At 33.5% G+C, this 23155-nt stretch carries 19 protein-coding genes and 1 tRNA gene; 12 read left to right on the top strand and 8 right to left on the bottom strand.

The window, feature by feature from the left end; all coding sequences use genetic code 11:
• Positions 1-199: 199 nt before the first annotated feature.
• Entirely contained in the window at positions 200-3208 is a 3009-nt protein-coding gene (gene secDF / locus N4A45_02480) for a protein translocase subunit SecDF (protein MCT4664084.1), read from the bottom strand.
• Between the two features lie 372 nt (positions 3209-3580).
• Between secDF and N4A45_02475 the strand changes: the two genes are divergently transcribed.
• Both N4A45_02475 and N4A45_02470 read left to right on the top strand, forming a co-directional pair.
• Positions 3581-5980 carry a TonB-dependent receptor gene (locus tag N4A45_02475; GenBank protein ID MCT4664083.1) on the top strand — a complete coding sequence of 800 codons (2400 nt, stop codon included), beginning with the start codon at positions 3581-3583 and terminating at the stop codon, positions 5978-5980.
• Positions 5981-6004: 24 nt separating this feature from the next.
• The gene (locus N4A45_02470; protein MCT4664082.1) at positions 6005-6928 is read left to right on the top strand and encodes a DUF4249 domain-containing protein; all 924 of its coding nucleotides are present in this window, start codon (positions 6005-6007) and stop codon (positions 6926-6928) included.
• A 98-nt stretch (positions 6929-7026) separates the two neighbouring features.
• Here the strand turns inward: N4A45_02470 and N4A45_02465 are convergent, their stop codons facing one another.
• Complete coding sequence (locus tag N4A45_02465; GenBank protein ID MCT4664081.1) at positions 7027-8085, bottom strand: branched-chain amino acid aminotransferase; 1059 nt, start codon at positions 8083-8085, stop codon at positions 7027-7029.
• A gap of 1148 nt (positions 8086-9233) precedes the next feature.
• Here N4A45_02465 and N4A45_02460 point away from each other — a divergent pair.
• Positions 9234-10862 carry a T9SS type A sorting domain-containing protein gene (locus tag N4A45_02460; protein ID MCT4664080.1) on the top strand — a complete coding sequence of 543 codons (1629 nt, stop codon included), beginning with the start codon at positions 9234-9236 and terminating at the stop codon, positions 10860-10862.
• Between the two features lie 37 nt (positions 10863-10899).
• Here N4A45_02460 and N4A45_02455 read toward each other — a convergent pair whose 3' ends face one another.
• The 3 genes from N4A45_02455 to N4A45_02445 form a co-directional block, all read right to left on the bottom strand.
• Positions 10900-11691, bottom strand: coding sequence for a hypothetical protein (locus N4A45_02455; GenBank protein MCT4664079.1), 792 nt, complete (start codon positions 11689-11691; stop codon positions 10900-10902).
• Positions 11692-11808: 117 nt separating this feature from the next.
• Positions 11809-12375, bottom strand: coding sequence for a hypothetical protein (locus tag N4A45_02450; protein ID MCT4664078.1), 567 nt, complete (start codon positions 12373-12375; stop codon positions 11809-11811).
• 42 nt (positions 12376-12417) lie between these two features.
• Positions 12418-14499 (bottom strand): hypothetical protein, encoded by a 2082-nt coding sequence (locus N4A45_02445; GenBank protein ID MCT4664077.1) that lies wholly within the window; start codon positions 14497-14499, stop codon positions 12418-12420.
• A 268-nt stretch (positions 14500-14767) separates the two neighbouring features.
• Between N4A45_02445 and N4A45_02440 the strand changes: the two genes are divergently transcribed.
• The 4 genes from N4A45_02440 (at position 14768) to N4A45_02425 (ending at position 18009) form a co-directional block, all read left to right on the top strand.
• Complete coding sequence (locus N4A45_02440; protein ID MCT4664076.1) at positions 14768-15622, top strand: thioredoxin family protein; 855 nt, start codon at positions 14768-14770, stop codon at positions 15620-15622.
• Between the two features lie 108 nt (positions 15623-15730).
• On the top strand, positions 15731-16693 hold the full coding sequence (locus tag N4A45_02435; GenBank protein ID MCT4664075.1) for an alpha/beta hydrolase: 963 nt from the start codon (positions 15731-15733) through the stop codon (positions 16691-16693).
• 11 nt (positions 16694-16704) lie between these two features.
• A complete protein-coding gene (locus N4A45_02430; GenBank protein MCT4664074.1) occupies positions 16705-17379 on the top strand; it encodes a hypothetical protein in 675 nt (224 codons plus the stop codon).
• A 168-nt stretch (positions 17380-17547) separates the two neighbouring features.
• Complete coding sequence (locus tag N4A45_02425; GenBank protein ID MCT4664073.1) at positions 17548-18009, top strand: hypothetical protein; 462 nt, start codon at positions 17548-17550, stop codon at positions 18007-18009.
• A 92-nt stretch (positions 18010-18101) separates the two neighbouring features.
• Here the strand turns inward: N4A45_02425 and N4A45_02420 are convergent, their stop codons facing one another.
• The gene (locus N4A45_02420; GenBank protein MCT4664072.1) at positions 18102-18482 is read right to left on the bottom strand and encodes a Rid family detoxifying hydrolase; all 381 of its coding nucleotides are present in this window, start codon (positions 18480-18482) and stop codon (positions 18102-18104) included.
• A gap of 80 nt (positions 18483-18562) precedes the next feature.
• Between N4A45_02420 and N4A45_02415 the strand changes: the two genes are divergently transcribed.
• From N4A45_02415 to N4A45_02395, 5 genes are all read left to right on the top strand, one after another.
• On the top strand, positions 18563-19132 hold the full coding sequence (locus tag N4A45_02415; GenBank protein MCT4664071.1) for an aminodeoxychorismate/anthranilate synthase component II: 570 nt from the start codon (positions 18563-18565) through the stop codon (positions 19130-19132).
• 84 nt (positions 19133-19216) lie between these two features.
• Positions 19217-19726, top strand: a complete 510-nt coding sequence (locus N4A45_02410; protein MCT4664070.1) for an RNA polymerase sigma factor — start codon at positions 19217-19219, stop codon at positions 19724-19726.
• On the top strand, positions 19716-20165 hold the full coding sequence (locus N4A45_02405) for a hypothetical protein (GenBank protein ID MCT4664069.1): 450 nt from the start codon (positions 19716-19718) through the stop codon (positions 20163-20165). Before N4A45_02410 ends, N4A45_02405 begins: the two co-directional genes overlap by 11 nt.
• 4 nt (positions 20166-20169) lie before the next feature.
• The gene (locus N4A45_02400) at positions 20170-20691 is read left to right on the top strand and encodes a DUF4252 domain-containing protein (protein MCT4664068.1); all 522 of its coding nucleotides are present in this window, start codon (positions 20170-20172) and stop codon (positions 20689-20691) included.
• 110 nt (positions 20692-20801) lie between these two features.
• Positions 20802-20875, top strand: a tRNA-Arg gene (locus N4A45_02395).
• Positions 20876-21329: 454 nt separating this feature from the next.
• Here N4A45_02395 and N4A45_02390 read toward each other — a convergent pair.
• Positions 21330-22073: a Fic family protein gene (locus N4A45_02390; protein ID MCT4664067.1), complete on the bottom strand. Its 744-nt coding sequence runs from the start codon at positions 22071-22073 to the stop codon at positions 21330-21332.
• A gap of 260 nt (positions 22074-22333) precedes the next feature.
• Complete coding sequence (locus tag N4A45_02385; GenBank protein ID MCT4664066.1) at positions 22334-23131, bottom strand: cobalamin-binding protein; 798 nt, start codon at positions 23129-23131, stop codon at positions 22334-22336.
• Between the last annotated feature and the right edge of the window lie 24 nt (positions 23132-23155).

Genomic DNA, 23155 nt, shown 5'->3' with positions numbered 1-23155 from the left:
CTAATATATAAAAAAAAAAGAAGCTTACAAATGAAATGAAAAACAAAAAAACAAATTTTGTCACTTCTGTTAGGTTATTAAAGTGTGAAATTACACTAAATTTAAAACCATATATTACTTCTCTTTCAATTCTTTAAACGAAATAGGCTCTGCTGAAAATCCAACAGAGCCTATTTGTAAAATATTTTTTAAAAAAATATTATTTCTTAGACATTGTATCGAGCATCACTGGTGTTGCAATAAACAATGACGAGTAGGTTCCTACAATTACCCCGATCAATAAGGCAAACATGAATCCTTGAATTACCTCTCCTCCTATAAAGAAGATAATCAATAATACCACTAAAGTAGTCATAGAAGTGTTCATGGTTCTACTAAGTGTACTGTTCAAGGCTTTGTTTACAATGGCCGTGTCTCCATATTTCTCATCTCTTCCTGCAATACGCTCACGGATTCTATCAAATACAACTACGGTATCATTTAGAGAGTATCCAATTACGGTAAGTATGGCTGCAATAAATGCCTGATCAATCTCTAATGAGAATGGGAGCATTCCCCAGAAAATTGAGAAGATAGAAAGCACGATTAATACATCGTGGAATACGGCTGCAACCGCTCCAAGTGAATATTGCCATTTTCCGAATCGGAAGAAAATATACAAGAAGATTACGATTAATGAACCTACAACTGACCAAAGTGCTGATTTTTCGATATCATCAGCAATCGTTGGACCTACTAGTTGTGAACTTTCGATATTATAATCGGCTCCTAGCTTAGATAATCCATTTGAAAGCGTTTCTCTTACTTCTTTATCAACATCTACATCGTTGATTCTATATTTTGTGGTAATCTTTACTTGGTTGTCTTTTCCAAATGTTTTAACGATTGGAGCTTGTTTATTTCCTTTTTCGTCTATAAATACATTGGAAAGCTCATTACGAACGTCATCTGTTTTTACGTTTTCACTGAAACTTACTACATAAGAACGACCTCCTGTAAAGTCAACCCCACGGTCAAATCCTTTTGTAAAGATTGATGCAAGTCCTCCAATAATAATCAAAGTAGAAATGGCATAAGCAATTTTTCTTTTTGATAGGAAATCAACATTATTGTTTTGGAAAAGATTTTTAGTGATCGAAGTATAGAAAGAAACAGACTTTCCTTTATCCATACTTTTTTCCAAAATGAGTCTTGTAATAAAGATGGCTGCAAATAGAGAGGTAAGAATACCGATAATTAAAGTAGTGGCAAAACCTCTAATAGGACCTGTTCCGAATACATATAGTACAATAGCCGTTAACAAAGTAGTGATATTGGCATCCAAGATTGCGGCATAAGCATGACGGTAACCATCTTTAATTGCTTGCTTAATTCCTTTTCCAAGTTTTAATTCTTCTTTTATACGCTCAAATATAAGAACGTTTGCATCTACTGCCATACCTATGGTAAGTACAATACCGGCTATACCTGGAAGTGTTAGAACGGCTCCCATAGCTGCAAGTACACCAAAGATGAAAAGCATATTCAATACTAAAGCGATATCTGCAGAGATTCCAGCTTTTGAGTAATAGAATACCATATAGGCAAGTACGACTAATAAAGCAATAACGAAAGAAAGCATTCCAGACTCAATTGCTCTTTGTCCTAATGATGCTCCTACTTCTTCTGCTTGAATAATTCTTGCTTTTGCTGGAAGTTTACCTGCCTTTAATACGTTTGCAAGGTCATCTCCTTCTTCTATCGTGAAATCTCCAGAAATTTGTGAAGATCCACTTGGAATTTCAGAGTTTACTGTTGGGAATGAATAAACCAATCCGTCTAATACAACAGCAACAGATTTTCCGATATTATTTTTTGTAATACGACGCCATTTTTGAGCTCCTATTGAGTTCATACGCATCGATACGATTACTTGTCCTGATGGATCTGTGTGTGAAGAAGCTTCTGTAATTACATCTCCAGAAAGCGCTGGCTCTCCATTTCTTTGACCTCTTAGTGCCAAAAGAGTATAAACATTCGCTTCTTTATTCATTGGCTTAACAGACCATGCGAATTTTGTATATTTCATTCCTGCAGGCATCAAACGCTTTACGTCTGGTCTGTTTAGGAAATTCATTACTTTTTCACGATCTTGCTCTTTGGCATAACCTACAATTGGACCTCCTTGTACTTGTCCTTGCTCATTTACTGCTGGGAAAAGAACTTCGAAAAGAGGATTAAACATATTCTTAAGAGAATCTGTTTGAGCAGCAGCCGTAGCGTTACTGTCTAGTGCTTTCTCTATTTCTTCTTTTGCATCAGCAACTGAAGAATCTGTAGTTTCCGCTTCTTTTACAAGATCGTCTAACAAATTAGACGTTTTTTCTGTTGCTTCAGAATTCTCTCCTCCTGCAATATTTACCTCAGGAGTTTCAGCTCGTTTTTCGGTTTGTTGCAGTCTTTCATTAGCCTTGAAAATAAAAGGCATTATTTCAGACGCATCTCTTGTTTCCCAAAATTCTAGATGTGCCGCTGTGGTGATCAAATCTTTTACACGCTCAACATCTTTTACCCCAGGAAGCTCGATAAGAATACGACCCGACTGAGCTAATTGTTGAATATTCGGTTGTGTTACCCCAAATTTATCAATACGTGCACGTAGAATAACAAAGGCATTTTCTACAGAAGCATCAACTTCTTTCTTCACAATTTCCAGTACCTCTTCATCTGGTGCACTGAAAGCAGAAAACTTTGAACTTAAAGTTTGTGTTCCAAAATATTTTGGATCATGAAGTTTCGCTCCATTTCCTACTTCTTGAAAAGCTTTGTAAAAAAGTGTCAAGAAATCATCCTGTGAATCTTTTTCAAATTCTTTTGCCTTAGCAATTGCCGCTTGAAAAACTGCATCATTTTTGTCTCCAACCATGTTTTCGATAAGGTCGGCAACAGATACTTCTAAGATTACGTTGATTCCCCCTTTAAGGTCAAGTCCTAGATTTAGCTCGTTTTCTTTTACCACTTTGTAAGTCAAAGAGTTTGGTAAGATAGACGAAACGGGTTGATGAGCGACAGAATCTAAATAAGCTTGTACTGATGTAGTCTCTTGTGCTTGAAATACTGCTTCTGCTTCATTTTCAACACTTTTTGCCAAATATGTAAACGATAACTCGTATAGACAAATAAGCGCGAAAATAATTGCAAAAGCTCTAATAATTCCTCTGTTTTGCATTTATCTCTGAATTTTATTCTTTTTTCTGAACGTGCAAATATAAAATTTAATAACAAAAAAAGGGCATTTTGGACAAGCAATTTTAATCCTATTTTGTGTTTTCTAATGCCAAATGCTCACTATTTTTCATGGAATTAACATTTTCTAAACATTAAAATCAGTCACACTGGCTAAATCTATGTTTCAAAACACTTCCAAAAGAAATCAAACAATAGTTATTCACAAATTACGTTCACAAGATGATTCCATTATTTTTTAGGAGTTTATCGAAGAAATTAATTCTTTAGTAGATATTAACATTAAATACCTAATTAATTAAGGAATTACACTTAAACTTGCATTTGCATTACAAAATCCTGTTAATTTAATCAGATGAAACAAAAAGCTTTAGTTTATATTTCATTGATCATTTCAATGATTTTTGCCACTCAATCTTTAGCTCAATCTAAGATTACCCTAAGTGGATATGTCAAAGACAAAAGTTCCTCAGAAGAGCTTATAGGTGCGAATATTGTCATCAAAGAAATTGGTAAAGGTATTTCTACCAATGCTTATGGATATTATGCGATTGATCTAAAACCTGGCAACTACACCATAGAAGTAAGTTTTATAGGATATGATACTTATACCGAAAAGATTGATTTAAGCTCATCGAAAACTAGAAACTTTAGCCTGAGCGAAAGTGCTAATATCATTGGAGAAGTAGAAGTAACCGATGAAAAAGAAAATGCCAATGTAAAGAATGCCGAAATAGGAACGGTAAAAATCTCTGCAAAAGTCCTCAAAAAAGTTCCTGTAGTATTGGGAGAACAAGATTTGATAAAATCATTAACCCTTCTACCAGGAATCACCACACCTAGAGAAGGTGCTAGTGGTTTTAATGTTCGAGGAGGAAAAGTGGATCAAAACCTTATTTTACTAGATGAAACGGTGGTTTTTAATTCTTCTCATTTATTTGGATTCTTCTCTGTTATTAACGCAGATGCCATTAAGGATGCAACCCTGCACAAAGGAGGAATCCCTGCTGAGTTTGGAGGGAGATTATCTTCTGTTTTAGACATCAAACAAAAAGAAGGAAATATGAAAGAATACCACGGAAAAGGTGGTGTAGGACTATTAGCCTCTAGACTGATGTTAGAAGGGCCTATTGTAAAAGAAAAAGGTTCTTTTATGATTGCAGGAAGACGTTCTTATGCAGACTTATTCCTACCGCTTGTGGGGAATGAGGGAATTAGCGATGCTGCGCTATATTTTTATGATTTAAACTTAAAAGCAAACTATAAAATAGATGATAACAACCGTATTTTTCTTTCAGGTTATTTAGGAAGAGATGTTTTTGATTTAAGCTCAGACTTTGGTTTCGATTGGGGATCTAGCAATTTCGCCATTAGATGGAGCAGAATTGTGAACCCAAAATGGTTTTCTAACTATTCTTTAGTGTATTCAAAATATAACTATAACCTTGAAGTAAAATCTGGAGCAACGCAATTTAATTGGGATGCAGATATAGAAACCACCAATTTGAAAACAGATCATACTTTTTTCTTGAACACAGAAAACAAGTTGAAAGCAGGTTTAAACGCAACCAGATATTTCTTTAATCCTGGAAAATTCACCTCAAACAACACAGAAGGGTTTAATGCCGTTTTAGATAAAAAATATGGAATAGAAAGTGCTGCATATATTTCTCATGAAATAGAGCCTTCACCGCTTTGGTTACTAGAATACGGAATTCGAGCCAGTGTTTATATGAATACAGGTAGGCAAAAAGTAGGAATTTTTGAAAACAACGAACCCATTTATTGGAATCCAGAAATAAACGATTATGTTTCTCGTGAACCTATTAACTCAAAGTATTACTACCCAAGTGAAATAATCTCAAGCAATTTTAATTTATTACCAAGATTAAGAGCTCGTTATACGCTAGATGAAACCTCTTCTTTAAAACTGGGTTATAACAGAATGTCACAAAATCTACATTTAGTTTCCAATGCCACTTCTCCTACTCCAATAAATATTTGGATTCCAAATAGTGAGCATATCAAACCAGAAATTGCTGATCAAATTTCTTTGGGTTACTTTAAAAACTTTGATGACAATAAATACAAACTTTCTGTAGAAACCTATTACAAACATTTATCAAATGTAATTGACTATAGAGATTTACCAGATCTAACACTCAACAATCATATAGAAAACCAAATGCTTCCAGGAATTGGAAGGAGTTATGGATTAGAAGTGTATTTAAAGAAAAATCGTGGAAAATTCACGGGTTGGATTTCTTATACTTTGAGTAAAACCGAAATAAAAATAGAAGGTTTTGGGGGCGAAGGAGAACCTGGAATCAACAATGGAGAATGGTATGATGCCTCTTATGACAAAAGACATGATTTATCAATTACAGGAATGTACGACCTTTCGGATAGATTATCGCTTTCTGCCAATTTTGTATTTGCCACAGGGATTCCAACCAATTATCCTGTAGCTGTTTTTGAAAGAAATGGAGAATACTTCCCTGTATATGATGGAAAAAGAAATGCCAGTAGAATTCCAAATTACCACAGACTAGACCTAAGTGCTGTGTATAAACTAAACAAAGACCCGAAAAAGAAATTCAAATCTGATTTAGTCTTTAGTATTTACAATGTTTATGACCAATATAATGCTGCTGCAATCACCTTCCAGTACGATGCAGACAAAGGAATTAATCAAGCTTTAAAAAGAACCTATTTCGGAATCATTCCTTCGGTAACGTGGAACTTTGAATTCTAAAAAATATCAAAAGAAAAAAAAATCATGAAAAAATACATTTTACCATTTATTCTACTCACTTCTCTGTTATTTCTTTCTTGCGATAATCCTATTGATGTAGAAATAGAAAACGAGGCCGCCACAAAACTGGTTGTTAAAGGTGGAATTTTTCATCATACAAACAAACCTACAGATGGCTACCAAGAAATCACCTTAACAAAATCACTCCCTTATTTTTCTGATTTAAAACAGGATGTCTCTGTGAGTAACGCTAAGGTTGTTGTGGTAGATCTAAGTAATAATAAAGAATACTTATTACAAGAAAAAAACAACAAAAAAGGCGTGTACACAACTAATGACCTCGTGGGAAAAATTGGGACTAGATATCAGTTAAAAATCAATGTAGAACTCGATGGAGAAGAACAAGAATTTTTAGCCGAAGATTATATTCATTCTAAAGCTCCTGCTATTGATACACTTTATATAAGAAAACAATTCAATGTATTTAGAAATGATACTGTAAGATATCTTTCTATCAAATTTAGAGATGACGATGCTGTTGATGACTTCTTCTATTTTGAAACATTCATTAATGACAGCCTACAAGATATTGGACTAGGAGGAACAGGAAGACCCTTTTTTAGAAATCTGTTAAAAGATACTGATATCTCAAACTGGATTGTGGAAAATGGGGTAAAAAGAACTCCTTATTACGATTTACTATTTGATGTAGAAGAATACTATTATGAAGGGAAACAACCACTAGATGCCTTTGCAAAAATGCATACGATAAGTGAGGAAGTTTTGTTGATTCTTAATAAACTCTACAATAATTTTGGATCTGGAACGGATACTCCTGCTGCAAAAGTTCTCACAAATATTCAAAACAAAACATATCCAGATCGTTTTCCTTTGGGTGTTTTTATGTGTGGAAGCATGAGTACAAAACAAAAAGATTTTAAATTCTAAATAGAATTTCCCTAAATCATATAACTAAAAAAGTCTCGAGAAATCTCGAGACTTTTTTTGTTGTATAAAGTGATGTACTTAATCAGTGTAATTACACATTAATTCACCATTTTTCTTTCAACTTGAACAAGCCATCCAAAAGGATCTGCTTTATCTTGTGATCTAATAGCGTCTAGCTCTAGTTTAAGTTGGTCTGAAACATGCTTATCTATATCCGTTTTAATGAGTGCACCCTCAATATCTATCTCAGCAATATTTGAAATAGTAGCGGCAGTACCTGCTCCAAAAGCCTCTTTTAACAAACCACTTGCTGATGCTTCTTTTAACTCTTCTAAAGAAATTTGTCTTTCAGAAACTTTTATTCCAAGGCTTTTTGCAAGAATAATTATACTATCTCTAGTAATCCCAGGAAGAATAGAACCCGAAAGCTCAGGTGTTACTAACTCCTCTCCTATTACAAAGAAAATATTCATGGTTCCAGCTTCTTCCACATATTTGTGTTCCTTGCTGTCTGTCCACATCAATTGATCAAATCCTTTGTTGATCGCCAATTTTGCAGGATGAAAAGATCCGGCATAGTTTCCAGCAGCCTTAACATCTCCTGTACCTCCTTCTGCAGCTCTTGAGTAATGTAACTCTGTTAATAACCTTACAGGTTTTTGGTAATAAGCATCTACAGGACAAGTCATAATTATCACTGTGTATTTGTAGCTATCAGCGGCTTTTACACCTTCTCCTGAAGCATACATTACAGGTCTAATATACAAACTAGATCCTTCATTTGCTGGTACCCATTCTCTATCAATATCAAGCAAAGTAGTAAGACCTTCCATAAATTTCTCCACAGGGAGTTCTGGCATTTCTAGTCTCTTTGCTGTTCTGTTAAAACGTTTGGCATTCTCTTCCGGACGGAAAAGGACTACTTCGTTATCATTGGTTCTGTAAGCTTTCATTCCTTCGAAAAAAGCTTGCCCATAATGCAAAGCCTGCATTGATGGCATAATAGTTAACGGTCCATAAGGTTTTACTGTCCCTTGGTTCCATTCCCCATTCTCAAACTCGATAACGAACATGTGGTCTGCAAAACAGGTACCAAATGGAAAATCACGGTAGTTACACGTTGACAACTTCGATTCTTTAATAAATTCTATATCCATATCGTTGGTATTTTGCGGACACAAAATTACGAAATTTTAAGCGTATATGGAGGGAGTTTTAAGAGTTGTTTACTCCTTAACAGATTTACTTATCGGTGTTTTATTACAATCAAACGATATTTATCACCCACTTATCGAAACTGTTGAAAAGTTTAGCACAAAACCTATAAGAACACCAAAATTAAAACCGTTGTAAATACAGGAAATGAATGCTGATAACTGGTATGATTCTTATTTTGGGCTGATAATTTTTTGTTTTTGGATATGGTTCGAAAAATATTTTCCCTTTTGGCTAAAACAATCGACTATGAGTCCAATATGCCCTTATCTAAATCTGTTTTCGAAAAAATAAATGACGGCTTCTTTTCCGATAACACAAGAGAACTAGCTAATAAAAACAACTCATACTTCTCATTGTAATGTTTCGATTTTATTTAACATCTATAGTAATCAACACCGTATTAATTTTTTCAAGCTTTGTTTTGTTGGAATTTTTGATAGAATCTTTCTTGATGTATAATGCCCACTCAAAACTTTTAGGAAAATTGACTGTTATTTCAGATTTAAGTCTGACGTATTTTTTTTACAGATTTTTCTTTCTGCTTTTATCACCACTGACTATTCGAGTTTTTAAAAAATACCAATATCATTGGGTAGTCTTTTTAGCTCTCAATATTTCTATTAGCATTCTTTATTTTCTCTATAATAAGAATCACATTGGTTGGGAAAGATTAACTTATGAAGTATCATTTTTTGTAACAATAGGTTTCTTGGTCTCTATTTTGATTCATTTTTCACAGATGCTTATAGGACGGAAGTTGTTACCAAAATTTTATAGAAAGCATTAATTCGCTCATCGCAACTTTAGTTCACTAAATAAAGGTCAAATAGTTCGTCAAGAGATTCTTTTGTCAAGTTAAGTTAGAATTAAACAAGAACCCCCAAAACACTACTACCGACCCATTCACTTTTAATATCAATAGCTCTCTAGCAGAAAAACAATCAAAACTAACTCCCTTAATACCAATAAATTTCGTAAATTGATATACTTTTTTACCTAACCTCAAGAAAACAGTTATAGAACCATAACGCTTATTACAACAATAAGAAGTAAAATTCTTAAAATCTTCACCTCAAATATTGTAAAAATGAGAAATATAATTTCCTCTTTGACACTTGCTTTTATCTTTTTATATTCATCAAGTTTTTCGCAAACCATTGAATCTAGTTTAAAAATTGGAGGATCTTATGAAGACAAAGCTTGGGATATCGTTAAAGACAATTTAGGGAATATATATATCACTGGTGGATTTTCAAATTCAGTTGATTTTAATCCTAATGGAAATCCCAATTACCATCAGGCACAAGGAGTAAATTCAAATGATATTTTTGTTGCAAAGTATGATGAAAGCCTACATCACATTTGGTCATTTGCATTAGGAGGTCAAGCATGGGAAAAAGGGGCTAAATTACTAGTTGACGATTCCCTAAATGTATATATAATAGGTAAAAGCGTTGGTAATATTGATTTCGATCCTTCAAACGGAGTTTACAGTTTTGATTGTTCTCCATCAAATGGATTTATAGCAAAATACAATGAAAATGGTACTTTCAAAGCTGTTAATCGTCTTCCTTCAATTGCAACCGATAATATAAATACTAAGATCTTTATCGATCATCAGAATAATATTTTCACATACTCCAACGATTATTTGTCTAAATTCAATTCTACACTACAATTAATCTGGACAAAAAAGATAAATGGTAATCCTGAACTACTCAACAAATCTGTATTTTATGCAATAAAAAATTTCAAAACCCCCTTTTATTCATCTACATTTAGTGAGAAAAAACTTCTGGTAGAAAAACATGACCTTATGAATGGAGATTTGATTTCCAATAAACTATATGGGCTTTCTAGTGGTTCTGTTAGTGGTGGGTTCATTAAAAGAACTAAGAATAATAAGTTAATTATATATGGGAAATTTTGGGGAACTATGTCGCTTTATGGAAATAACGACACTATTTCGATTTCAAATTTGGAGTATGGAAATTCTCCACACGGGAAGTATCCAATAGAAAGAGATTTTATAGCAATGTTTGATACCCTAGATAATATTCATTGGGCAAAAAACTTTAATGGCAAAAGTCCAGAACCATACCTTATTGAAACTGATAATAATGGAAATATTTATACTGTAGGATTTATAAACTTCAAAGCTAATTTCGACCCAGATGATTATCTAACTCTAACTAATGCTGGATTTGGTAATTATATTGCGAAATATGACAGCAATTTTAAATATTGTGCTTCTTCACAATTCTTGGGCGGAAGCTATAATGATTTCATTAGCGGCTTCAAGATTTATAACGACACAGCGATTATTTGCGGTCATTTTCTTAATACGATCAACCTTGACCTAAACAACTCAGACCACTCGTTGACAACAGATTATCTCGAAGATATATTTATAGCTCGTTATTCAAATTTTGATATTTTAACAAATCCAATATCTATTTTTGAAAACAACATAAGCTCATCTCAAATTAGCGTCTCTCCAAATCCTTCAACCGGTATTTTTAACCTGCATTTAAAATCGATTGCAGATGTTATCAAAATTAAAATATATGACTTAAAAGGTAAAGTTATCCTTTCCAAAACGACAAAAGAAAATTTTATACAATTCGACTTATCAAACTATCCTCCATCAATTTATTTTCTAAATATTATTTCAGATGAATCATTTGTTTCGAAAAAAATTATTAAGATTAGATAACACTATCATTAAATAAAAAACACCAATTATCGGACAACTAACTCCTCTCCTTTTGAATAAACTGTGACAAATTAATATTTCCTCTAAACTCATTTGAGTACTTGTTACCAATCCTTAATCTCAGTTTAGTTTCAAATACTCCATTATAAACAGAAACCAAAGTAACCAAACATTTTTGAGAAGGAATAAAAAGCCAAGGAACTCCTGTACCAAAACCTATCATTCTTCCTTTTTCAATATCTTGCCAATACCCTAAAGTATCTTGTGCTTGCAGTCTTATACTCAATTCTCCAAAACCTACACAAACAGTATCCTTACTACTATTATTAATCAATACAGGATATCCCAACACGGGTATTTGATAATCTAAACTCCAATTACCTACAGTCTGACTGGTATCAACTATCAATTGAAGAGAATCAAATACCGAGTACTGTTGACAATCAAAAGAATAATCATCAGTGAAGTAAGGATTTACCAACTCCAAATGCTCTAAACGCTTTGCTCTTTCTTCATCAATTCTTTTAGACTTCTTGTATTTCAATGTAGAATCAGAAAGCACCACTATTGCTGGCGGAGGTAATTTTGCAGGAATATAAGAATACAAATAACTGACACTTATAGAATCTTCATAATCACCTACATAAACAATAGGGTAATATGCATTCCCGAATTTCTTCGAATTTAGTTTTGGTAAACTTTCATTAGCTCTATTATCAAGAAGAATGGGCACCTTAAATTCATCCTTACAACGCTTCGCAGAATGTACTTCCATATCACAAGAGCTTAGGAAAACTGAAAAAATTATCACGACAAGTACTGATCTCATATATCGATTTTATTAATTCAACATTATTACTTTTTCAATTTCATTCAAATCAATTTGTGTTTTTAGATTTCCAAACAAGACCGTGGCTTTGGTTCTTTTTTCAAATTGTCGAAATAATCACCTAGGCAAACAACCTTTATAAAACTCTGAATCTTGATATAACAACTCCACAAGAATGTTGAGCTTCTCATTTTCAGCAGGCTGATTCATCTGTAATTTTTGATAATTTCTCCAAGTAGCAGATCTTTTTAAAATAATTCCAAAATTGGGGCACCAAAAATAGATAACACATCCATCTACAGCTAAATAGTTCCTTGCATATTTATAGACCTGATAAGACTGCCCATTAAAAGTATAATTTTTACTTGAAACAAAATCAAACACTTTATTAGATTTTTTACCATTTGAAAAATACTCTGGCAAAAAATCTGAATTTTCACTTAATCTAAATGTTATCGTATCTTGTTTTTCAGTGTCTTCATAAATATATCTAAGCTTATGAACGCTATCTCGTATTTCCATACTAAAATGAACTCTAAAAGAGCGAATAACTACTCCATCATAGTCCTGAAAATTATAATCTTGATAAGAATACTGTCTATCCAACTTTTCATTATGATTACCACAAGAAATATTGATTTGAAACAAAACAAGTCCTAACAAAAAAACAAATACAGCCCTCATAAACACCAGTTAAACAATTGCAAAACACTCAAATATAAAAAATCACTTCCGATAATCCTTCCGAATTTTTTCAATTTTATTCAAATCAATTTGTGTTTTTAGATTTCCAAACAAGACCGTGGCTTTGGTTCTTTTTAATTCAATAATCTGTCCTGCATCAGAACCTCCTACGAGCCTTACCAAATCTCCTTCTTTGAAATCGGGCATTTCCTCGCTTTTTCTTTCTTTAAAAACAGGAGGGCGTTTTTTCGTAGTAACTTCTACTCTGGATTCGGTTTCTACCAATTTTTTAAACTGCTGGAAAACCTCTCTTGTTTTCCTTCCTCTTTTGTATTGAATGATAATTTTTTCGAGTTTTTTCCCAAGATTGAGTTGGCGGTCATTTTCCTCAACTCTACCGATTAAATTCTTCTCTTTCTGATCTAAATATTCCAGTTTTTTATCAAACTCTTTTTTGAGTGTATGCGTTCTTTTCGTTTTTTTTCTGAGGTTCTGTTTTTCGAATTCTAAAGCCGTATTGAGTTTTTGGTATTGATTGACGAGTTCTTCGTATTTCATATTCTCATCACTCACTTTTTCCTTTCCTTTTCTGATGATTTCTTCGGGAATTCCGATATTTTGAGCCACCTCAAAAGTAAAAGAACTCCCCGGTCTCCCCACATGAAGCTGGTAAAGTGGTTTTAGTTTTTTCTCATCAAAAAGCATAGAAGCATTTTGCACACCACTCATTTCTTCTGCCATCAGTTTAATGACACCATAATGCGTAGTAAGTACAGAAAAACTTCCTTTTTTATACAGTTCTTCAAAGAAAACAGAAGCCAAAGCCCCTCCCAAAATAGGATCTGACCCCGACCCAAATTCATCAATGAGAATCATGGAATTGGGTGTTGAAAACTCCAAAATCTCTTTCATTTTCTTGAGTCTATGACTATAAGTACTCAACTCATTTTCTATAGATTGATTATCTCCAATATCCGTAAAAATCTCTTCGATCATACAAAAAGTACTATCGCTATGAACAGGGACTTTTATTCCGCACTGGAACATCAATTGGAGCAGTCCAACTGTTTTCAAACTTATAGATTTCCCTCCAGCATTCGGTCCCGAAATAACAATCATATTTTGATAATCACTCAGCTCGATATTTTGTGGAAAAACCTTTCTTCCTTTATCTTTGTAGTTCACTACCAAAAGCGGATGAAAAGCATCTTTCCAAACCATTTTTCTTTGTTTAGAAATCTTTGGAATGACTCCAGAATACAATTTCCCAACACGGATAATAGCGTGTAATCTATCCAGTTTTTCTTGGATGATACTTTGCTCTTTTACAAAGTCTTTTCTTTCTCGAAAAACCTGAGTAAGCTCCAGCAAAATCTTTCTTATTTCTTCTTTTTCTTCTTCCAAAAGGTTGAAAAAATCTCGATTATAAGAGCTACATTCCTGTGGCTCTATATATACCACATTACCCGATTTACTCTCTCCAAAACGCCTACCCGATACTTTTTTCTTATGTTCTGCAAGTACTGCCAGAAGCCTTGTATTGTCCATATAGGTTTCCACCGTTTCGGCAAGAAAGCCGTTTTTCCCATAGCGGGTAACGGCAGATTGAAATTTTTTGGCACTCGAACGCCTTACTTGTTCTTTTTTTATTCTTATTTCCTGTAAAGCATTACTAGCAGTGGATTTTACTTCTTTTTGTGCATTAAACACTTTTAGAATTTCCTTTACCAAGACTTTTTCAAGGCCCAAAACCTCAAACATTTTCCTGAGCATAGGACTGCCTTCCACATTATTCTTAAAATATCTTATGACTTTATTCGCCCAATCTATCGTGGTCAGTAGATCAAAAAAGTCATCTATTTGCAGAATGGCATTTTCAATTCGCAGCACCTTATTGATTTTAATTAAGTCTTTGTACTGAAAACTAGGAAAAACAGTATCTTCCTGAAGATGAGAAAATTCCTCCAAAACACAAAAATGCCCACCTAAATTCCTAATAGTGGAATAAGGTTGAATATTTTGGAAATATGTCTTGTTTTTTTCGCTTTCCGAATGCTCTTTGAGCCAATCCAAAACTTTACTAAATTCTAATTCTTCTTTTACTGAGTTCTTTATCTTTTTCATCTCCTTGTTCAAAATGCATTACAAAAGTACCAACTTTTGTAGGTTATACCATTTATTGTATTAATTTACCCATAGGTTTTCGTTTATTTCTAGAAGTATTCGTTATAGAACATCCCTCTTCCTCTCCCGAAAAATCGGGACAAGTTCTTCAATGTGGGCAACACCGTAAATGGTATAACTCACTTAAAAATATGCTAAAAGAGTGTAAATATTTTGCATGGAAAAAATGGTTTTCTTATCTTGATGCTCAAACTAATCAAATCGATATATGAAGAATCTTTTTTTACTCTCACTTTTTCTATTTTCTATTTCATTTTCATATTCTCAAAAAAATCAAACCTACACAGATAAAAAAGGCAAAAAACATCTTTGCGGAACCTTTGATATTACCACTTTAAAAACAGATACCAGCTTTTCTACTTGGTATCAAAAATATTATGAATCCATTTCTTTAAAAAGCGAGGAAATAGACTGGGCAAGCAATCTTGAAGATGTTCAAGTAGAAATTTTCCTCGGCACTTGGTGTGGAGACAGCAAATACTACACGCCAAGGTTTATTAAACTTTGGGATGATTTACAACTCCCAAATGATCATCTGAAACTTACTGGGCTATACTATTTAGACAATAAAAAGAAAGTGGGACCCAATGGGGAAGAAAAAGGAAAACTCATCCATAGAGTTCCTACTTTTATCTTCTATCGTGACAACAAAGAAATAGGAAGAATTGTTGAATCCCCAGTAAATTCTATGGAAACAGATTTGGCTCAGATTGCATTAGGTTACCCCTCTAAACCCAATTATCGTGCTGCAAACTATCTCATGTATTTAATAGAGAACGAATCCATTGAATACGTCAAAAAATACAAAGACACCTTGATTCAAAACTTGGGAAGCATTTGCACTGCATCAAAAGAACTCAACACACTTGGCTATCTTTATTTATCTGCAAAAAAACTAGACATTGCCACTACTATTTTTGAAATAAACACCCAAATATTCCCATACAAACCCAATGTATATGACAGCTACGCCGAGGCCTTAGAATTATCTGGAAATAAAAATAAAGCCCAAGAAATGAAGGCAACCGTTTTACGACTTGAGCCTGATTTTTATAGTGAATAATCAGTGTGAGTTATTTACAGAATCAATAGGTTCTAATTTATAATTTAGAACAATCAATTCCTCAACAGTATTCATCTTTGCTATAAATTAATTAGCATTCAAAAAAAGATGAAAACGATTAAATCAACAAAACTATTAGTCTTAACACTCTTGTTTTTAGGACTACTGACTTCTTGCGACAAAAAAGACATTGTTGTAGGTGATCTAGTTCCTAAAACCGTTGTAGACGATTTAAGCCTTCCCTCATTTACACTTTCTGATGGGACTAAACTCCATTTAGAAACCTTTGGAAACCCTTCAAATCCAGTTGTGATTATTCTACATGGAGGACCAGGAAATAGTTATCGACCCTATCTCAGGTGGAAATCCCTGAGTGATGATTATTTTCTTGTATTTTGGGATCAAAGAGGTGCAGGGCTATCAGAACGTTCAGCAAACGATAAACTAACGCCTCCTCAATATCTAAAGGATTTACACGAGATAGGAAACCACTTTAGCCCTTCAAGAAAACTGTATCTTATTGGACATTCTTGGGGTGGTGCGTATGCATCATACTACATTCAAAAATATCCAAATAGAGTTAAAAAAACAGTACTTCTTGAGCCTGGACCACTTAATAAGGTAGCCATGGAAAACACAAATCCTACAGCCAAAAACTTCTTTGACAAAGAACTACAAGCTTTTCTTAATAATTCCGATTACCTAATTCCTCAAAATGATGAAAAAGCAGACTATTTTAGAATGACTAGCCAATTTGAAGAAAAAACACATGAAGATACAGACACTAGACAAGGATATCGCTGTAACTACTTTATTAACGAATGGAGAGGACTTTGGGATAAATCTTATTCGGCAGATTTTACAAAAGGAATCAAAGAGAACTTCAAGAACGATGTACTTTTTATTGCTGGAACATCAGAACGATTGGGTGTAGATTATCAAAAAAACTATCAAGCTCCATATTTCAATTTATATAACAATAAAATTATGACCATTGAAGGAGCTAGTCATTATGAGATTTTAGCTCATTCCAAAACGCTTCCTTCTATTAGAGATTATTTTCAAAACTAAAAAAACAAACGATGAAAAACACAATAACATTCTTCGTATTCCTAGCCTTTACAAACAGTGTAATTGCTCAACAAATAAATAATATTTTTGCTTTTAGAAATGACAACAAAAATAGCGTTAGCATTCATCTGGAAATGGATCCAGCTTTGGTTGGAGGTATTTCCTACAGTAGAGTTATGAATCTTTCTTTGGGTAAATCGAGCAAAAAAATTCTTGGAAATATTGGATGGAAAACCTACCAAATGAATTATTCAGATTTCAATATAAACCTATCAACTACTGTACTTAACAATACATCTTTTAATATGATTGTGAATATTGGGGCTGAAAACAAATTCTTAAAAAATACGGTGCACAAAGCCAATATTCAAAACATCATCGTAAGTCTGATGCCTGGGTATTTTTCAGACAAATGGTATATGGGAATAGAGCTGATGCATAAACGCCTTTTGGGAGCATATTTTAAACATACTGATTACTATAGAAGTATTTTTCCTAACGTAAAAGATGGTTGGTATAATTATGAAAACAATTATTGGAATCTATCACTCAACTGCGGAGCACGTATGGCGAAAAACTGGGACATGGATTTAAGAGTTGGATATCGTATGCCTAGTAACTTCAAAAGCTATAAACCTTATCTCATCCCATACTTTGTGAATATTGGTATTAATCATAGATTTTAATACCAATAATTTCCCAAAAGCACTCATTTACTCCAAATATACCTTTGGTTATCATCACTCCAAATGTAAAAAAATGAGTTACCAAATATTCATAAATCAGAAGGTGCAAAAAGAATATTTTACAAAACTCATTAAAAATCAATACCTTTACAGGAAATTTAACGAGATATGCAACTTTTCAGACATTCCAAATTATTTTTCCAAACGGAAATCAAAAGATTCTTTACTATTTTCGCTGTTGGTGTTTTGCTCATAAGCTGTACCTGCGAGGATTCAGAACCGATGAATTGTGATTTCAATACAATTGTTAGCCCTGAAGAATATTCTGATGCACCTTCTGATTTTGTAAAAATTAATCATCTAGAAATAACAGAGAATTGTCTTTATATCAATTTTAGCTCCAGCGGTTGCAGTGGTGATACATGGGAAGTAAAACTCATAGACTCGGGTGTTATTTTAGAATCAAACCCACCACAAAGAAATTTAAGGCTTTCATTAAAAAACGATGAAACTTGTTTGGCTTACCTTACAAAAGAATTATCATTTGATATCTCAAATCTTCAAGTAGAAGGGAGCGATGTGCATTTGCGTTTTTCGCAATCAAATGCAAATATTCTTTACCAATATTAATTGCAAACTTTAGTAAACACGCTCAATTCTCATTGATGAAAAGGGTGGCAATATTGGAAACTCAATACACAAAAAACCTCAAGCAGAATTTTCTACTTCACCGCTATACAAGAAATCTCTACATGAACGTCTTTGGGTAATTTTACTACCTGAACTGCTTCTCTTGCAGGTGGGTTTTCTGAAAAAACCTGAGCATAAGCTTCGTTCATTTCGTTAAAATCATTCATATCTTTTAGAAAAATGGAGCATTTTACGATATCCTCTTTTTCAAAACCTGCTTCTTCCACCAATGCCATCAGGTTGCTGAGTACCAAAAAGGTTTCGTGAGTGATTCCTTGGTTAATTTCCAGTTCGCCACTTTTGGGGTGTATCGCAATTTGCCCTGAAACAAAAAGTTGATTTCCCTTTACGACTGCTTGATTATAAGGCCCGATTGGTTTTGGGGCATTTTCTGAAATAATTGCCTTTTTCATAAAAAATTGTTGGTTCAAAGTTTAGATTCCTTACTTTTGAAACTGCATAAAAACAGCGACAACCAAAGATAGGATTTTTGATGAAGAAACTGATTCTTATAGATAATTTTGATTCTTTTACTTACAACCTCAAGCATTATTTAGAACAATTTGCACATGTGGATGTGGTACGTGTAGATCAATTATCGCTTTCGCAAATAGAACAATTTGACGGAATCATTATTTCTCCTGGACCAAGACTCCCTACTGATTACCCAATTCTTTTTGAAGTCTTAGAAACATATTCTCTCCAAAAACCCATTTTAGGAGTTTGCTTAGGTATGCAATGTATGGCTATGTATTTTCAGCATTCTTTAGAGAATATGGAATTTGTGAAACATGGTGTTTCTGAAACACTTGATAATATAGCAAATGATCATTTTTTATATCAACATCTTCATTTCCCCATTGAGGTAGCTCGTTATCATTCTTGGGGAATCCCACTTTCTTCAGCACTCAAAAAAGACTTTGAAATCACCAGTACGATAGACCATTACTGCATGTCTTTTCAGCACAAACAACTCCCACTCACTGGCGTACAATATCACCCAGAGTCAATCATGACTCCTCAAGGTTTAAAAATCATAGAAAATTGGGTTTTATCTCTTTAATTAATAACCCTTTCTTAGTGACAGAAATCCCTTTCTTGTAACTTTTTTATTTTACCTTCGTTTTCCTTACAAATCAATACCTGAATGACTCAAGAAGATTATCAATCGCTTGTAAAAAAAGAAGCTCCAATACTTTTTGGATTTGTTTTTAAACTTACAAAAAACAAATCTTTAACACAAGATATTGTTCAGGATGTATTTCTCAAATTTTGGGAAAAGAAACCAAATCCTGAAAAAACCAATATCCAAGGTTGGCTCATAAAATCTGCTCGAAACAGATATATCGATCTCCTAAGAAAGAAAGATAATCAAGCAGAAAGATTAGACCACCGAACAGAGGTAGCTTCAAACTTAGAAAACAAATCGGATTCTTGGAAAGAAGAATATCAATTGGTTTTAAATGAACTTGATCAACTTCCTGCTTCACAAAAAGAAATTTTTGTACTCAAGGAAATCGAAGGACTTAGTATCAAAGAAGTGGCACATTATTTAGATATTTCGGAATCTAAAGTAAAAGTAACCATTCACCGTGTAAGAAAAAATATACGAAACAGTTTATTAGCCCGAAAAAAATCTGCTAGTTATGGACAATAAACAAAAATTTATCGACCGTTTTTGGGAAGGAAAAACGACAGAAGAAGAAGAAAAAATCATTAAAAAATGGCTAAAAGAAGAGGACAACTTCGGGAATGAAAACCCCATGCTTTTTGCATACTTTGAAGGCCACGAAACAAATGAAGAGATGGATGAAGAATTACTTCATTCTATCCTCACAAAACCTTTAGAAGCTCAGATAAAAAAGAAGAAAAAGAAAGAGTTCAACCTTTGGATAGCGGCCTCTATTTTTATGATTTTATCCATCTTAGGTGTTCAAAATTATTACGAAAAACAAGAAAGAAAGGAAGCTTTAATGGCATTTGAAACTGTAAAAACAGAACTCATGCGTGCTTCTATCAACCTAAACAGATACAAACCTGCAGTAAAGCAAATAAACCAGGTAAGAGCCAAAAACCACCAAGCATTAAACCAATAATACCATGAAAACAAAATTATTAATCCTCAGCCTTTTTATCGGAGCATTCGCCTTTGCTCAAAACAATATTTTCACCAAGTATTTTGATGACTTATCCACTTCTGAAGGAATCACAAAAGTTAATATTTCTGGTAAACTTTTCGGACTTTTAAGTCATTTAGAAATGGAAGATCAGGAAGACCAAGAGGTGGTTGATATGTTAAAAACTATTACAAATTTCACCATGTATACTTTAGATGAAGATCTAAAAACAAATTCACTTTTAAACAAAGTAAACAAACTCAGCCGTAAGGGCTATGAAAGCTTGATGACTGTAGAGGAAAAAGACGAAACCATCAATTTTATGATCAAAGAAAAGAATAATAAAGTGAGTGAACTTGTCATGGTTGTAAATAGCGATTCAAACCTCGTCCTTATGTCTATCTCAGGACTTATTGACTTAGATAAACTCTCCAAATTATCTAAAGTGGGAATTAGCCAGACCGATAAACTCAAGAAATTAAAGAAACTTGATAAAAAAAACTAAAAAACAAGCTCTGATTTCCAAAATGATATAAAATAATTTGAATTTTATTCAAAAAAGCCTTTGGATACTCAAAAAAGCTCAATACATTTGCAACCGCAAACAAGCTAAATGGCCTCGTAGTTCAACTGAATAGAATACCTGATTACGGCTCAGGCGGTTGCAGGTTTGAATCCTGCCGAGGTCACTACAATAAAACTTAACCCTTTCATTTTGAGAGGGTTTTTTGTTTTTTGTACACTCACTTAGTCCACCATTAGTCCACCAAGAGAAAATTATAACCCGAAAACCTCTTTTAAATTTCCATTTCCCATAAGTAAGAAAACGAGCTATCAACTAATGAATCTTAATCGCTTTAAATTCCCCTTTTCCCCATAAGTCGGAAAACGAGACATAAGCTAAAGAATCAAAATTATGCTTTGGTGTCCAAAAGCAAAAAGCATAAAACGAAAATTCGCCCTATGCTTTCTTTTGGTGTTGTTGGCGGCGTTGTTGGCAAGAACCTCAACTTTAGTTTTGACAACTTTCCTCACACGTACGTGCGTAGTGGTTGGATAATTCCTTTTCCTCACGCACACACGTGCGTAGTGGTGGAATAACTCCTTTTCCTCATGTACGCACGTGCGTAGTGTTTCGGTAACTCAGTTCTCAAATATCTGCAATATCCTTTCAATGCTCATGCGTACATTATCTTCAATCAATCGAATAAACGTACTCTTATCACCCTCCACTTGTGCCAACTCTAAAGCTTGGTAATATTTCAAACGGTTTTCAACATCTCCTTTCAATATAACAATAGGATATCCATGTTGTAGAAGAATCAAATTCATCAAGAGCCTTGATGTTCTTCCGTTGCCATCAATAAAAGGGTGAATCGTTACCAATCGTTCATGCATTTCTGCGGATAAGTCAATAGGATGTAAAAGATTTTTATTTTCGTTATACCAAATCATCAATTCTTCCATTTTCTTAGGTACTAAAAAAGGTTGTGGAGGAATGTGTTTAGCTCCGCTTATTATTACTTGAACCTTTCGATAAGCTCCCGCATTTTCCTTGTTTATTCCTTGTAAAATTAGGCTATGGATTTGCAAAATATCTCTTTCCGTAATTTGATTTTTTTCCTTTGCCAATGACTTAATAAATGAAATAGCGTGTGTGTGATTAATCGCTTCCAAATATTCATTTAGGGTCTTTCCTCCAATAGTGAGACCTTTCTCGATGACTAATGCCGTTTCTTGAAGTGTGAGCGTATTCCCTTCTATTCTGTTGCTTTCATAGGTATATTCTATCTCTAAAGCTTGAGTTATTTTCTCATGCTCCGTTTTTCGATACTCTTGTAATCGAGTATTTAAGAGATCTATTTCTTGGTATTTATTTTGATTCATTAGAATAAATTTATATAGCTAATTTACAAAAAGATTCGTCCATTTTTAATTTAAAGATTTAAGAATAATTGATGTTCACTTCAGAAAAAACAACATCCTTTACCCACAAACGCTACACCTATACATAACTAAAAATCAACTATGAAAGTAGTTAAATCTAATCTTTCCTTTTTATCAATGTTGACAAATTGTAAATACTCACTTATTTCACTTCATTCATAAGTGAATATTGAACAAGTAATCGGAATAAGAGAAATATCTTACTTCTTTCCCCACTCCCTAAAAATCTCAAACAGTTCTGGCAAAGCCACCATCAAACTAGCAGGACCAGGTTGTAGGATTGTTTCGGAAGGTATTTCGAAAACTTGGTTTTCTTTTATTGCCGTAATTTGATCCCAATTATCTCTGGAGATCATTTGGTCTTTTTTGAATTTTTTCCCACACCAAGAGGCTAAAATAATATCTGGGTTGGCTTGAATGACTCTTTCAGGGTTTGCTATAATTCTATTTTTAGCCAAGGACTCTTTTCCGAGCTCAGGAAAAATATCTTCCCCACCTGCTAAATGAATGATTTCACTCACCCAACCGATACCCGAAATCATGGGTTCATACCATTCTTCAAAATAGACTGTTGGTTTTCGCTTCCATGTTTTTGTTTCCTCTTGTATTTTTTTGATATTCTTATTGATTTCTTCCACAATCTCAAAAGCCTTTTGCTCTTTCCCTACCAATGCTCCAAGCTGAATCATCATAGACAATATACCCGTAACAGAACGGTGATTGTTTACCCAAACAGTAATTCCTTCCTTGATTAAATCCTTGGCAATATCTGCTTGAATATCCGAAAAACCAATAACCAAATCAGGTTTCAAAGCTTTTATTTTTTCCAATTTAGCATCAGTAAAAGCAGATACTTTTGGTTTTTCTTTTAAAGCTCTTTCTGGTCTTTTGGTGAATATAGAAATTCCTACTATGCGTTCTTCCTCTCCAAGCAGGTAGAGCATTTCGGTGGTTTCTTCAGTAAGGCAAACAATCCTTTTTGGATAATAATCTTTCATAATAATAACAAAAAAAAACCAACC

The sequence above is a fragment of the Flavobacteriales bacterium genome (assembly GCA_025210805.1).
Lineage (GTDB): Bacteria > Bacteroidota > Bacteroidia > Flavobacteriales > CAJXXR01 > JAOAQX01.
The sequence above is the reverse complement of the archived record's forward strand: the minus strand, read 5'-3'. Positions and strand labels throughout refer to the sequence as shown.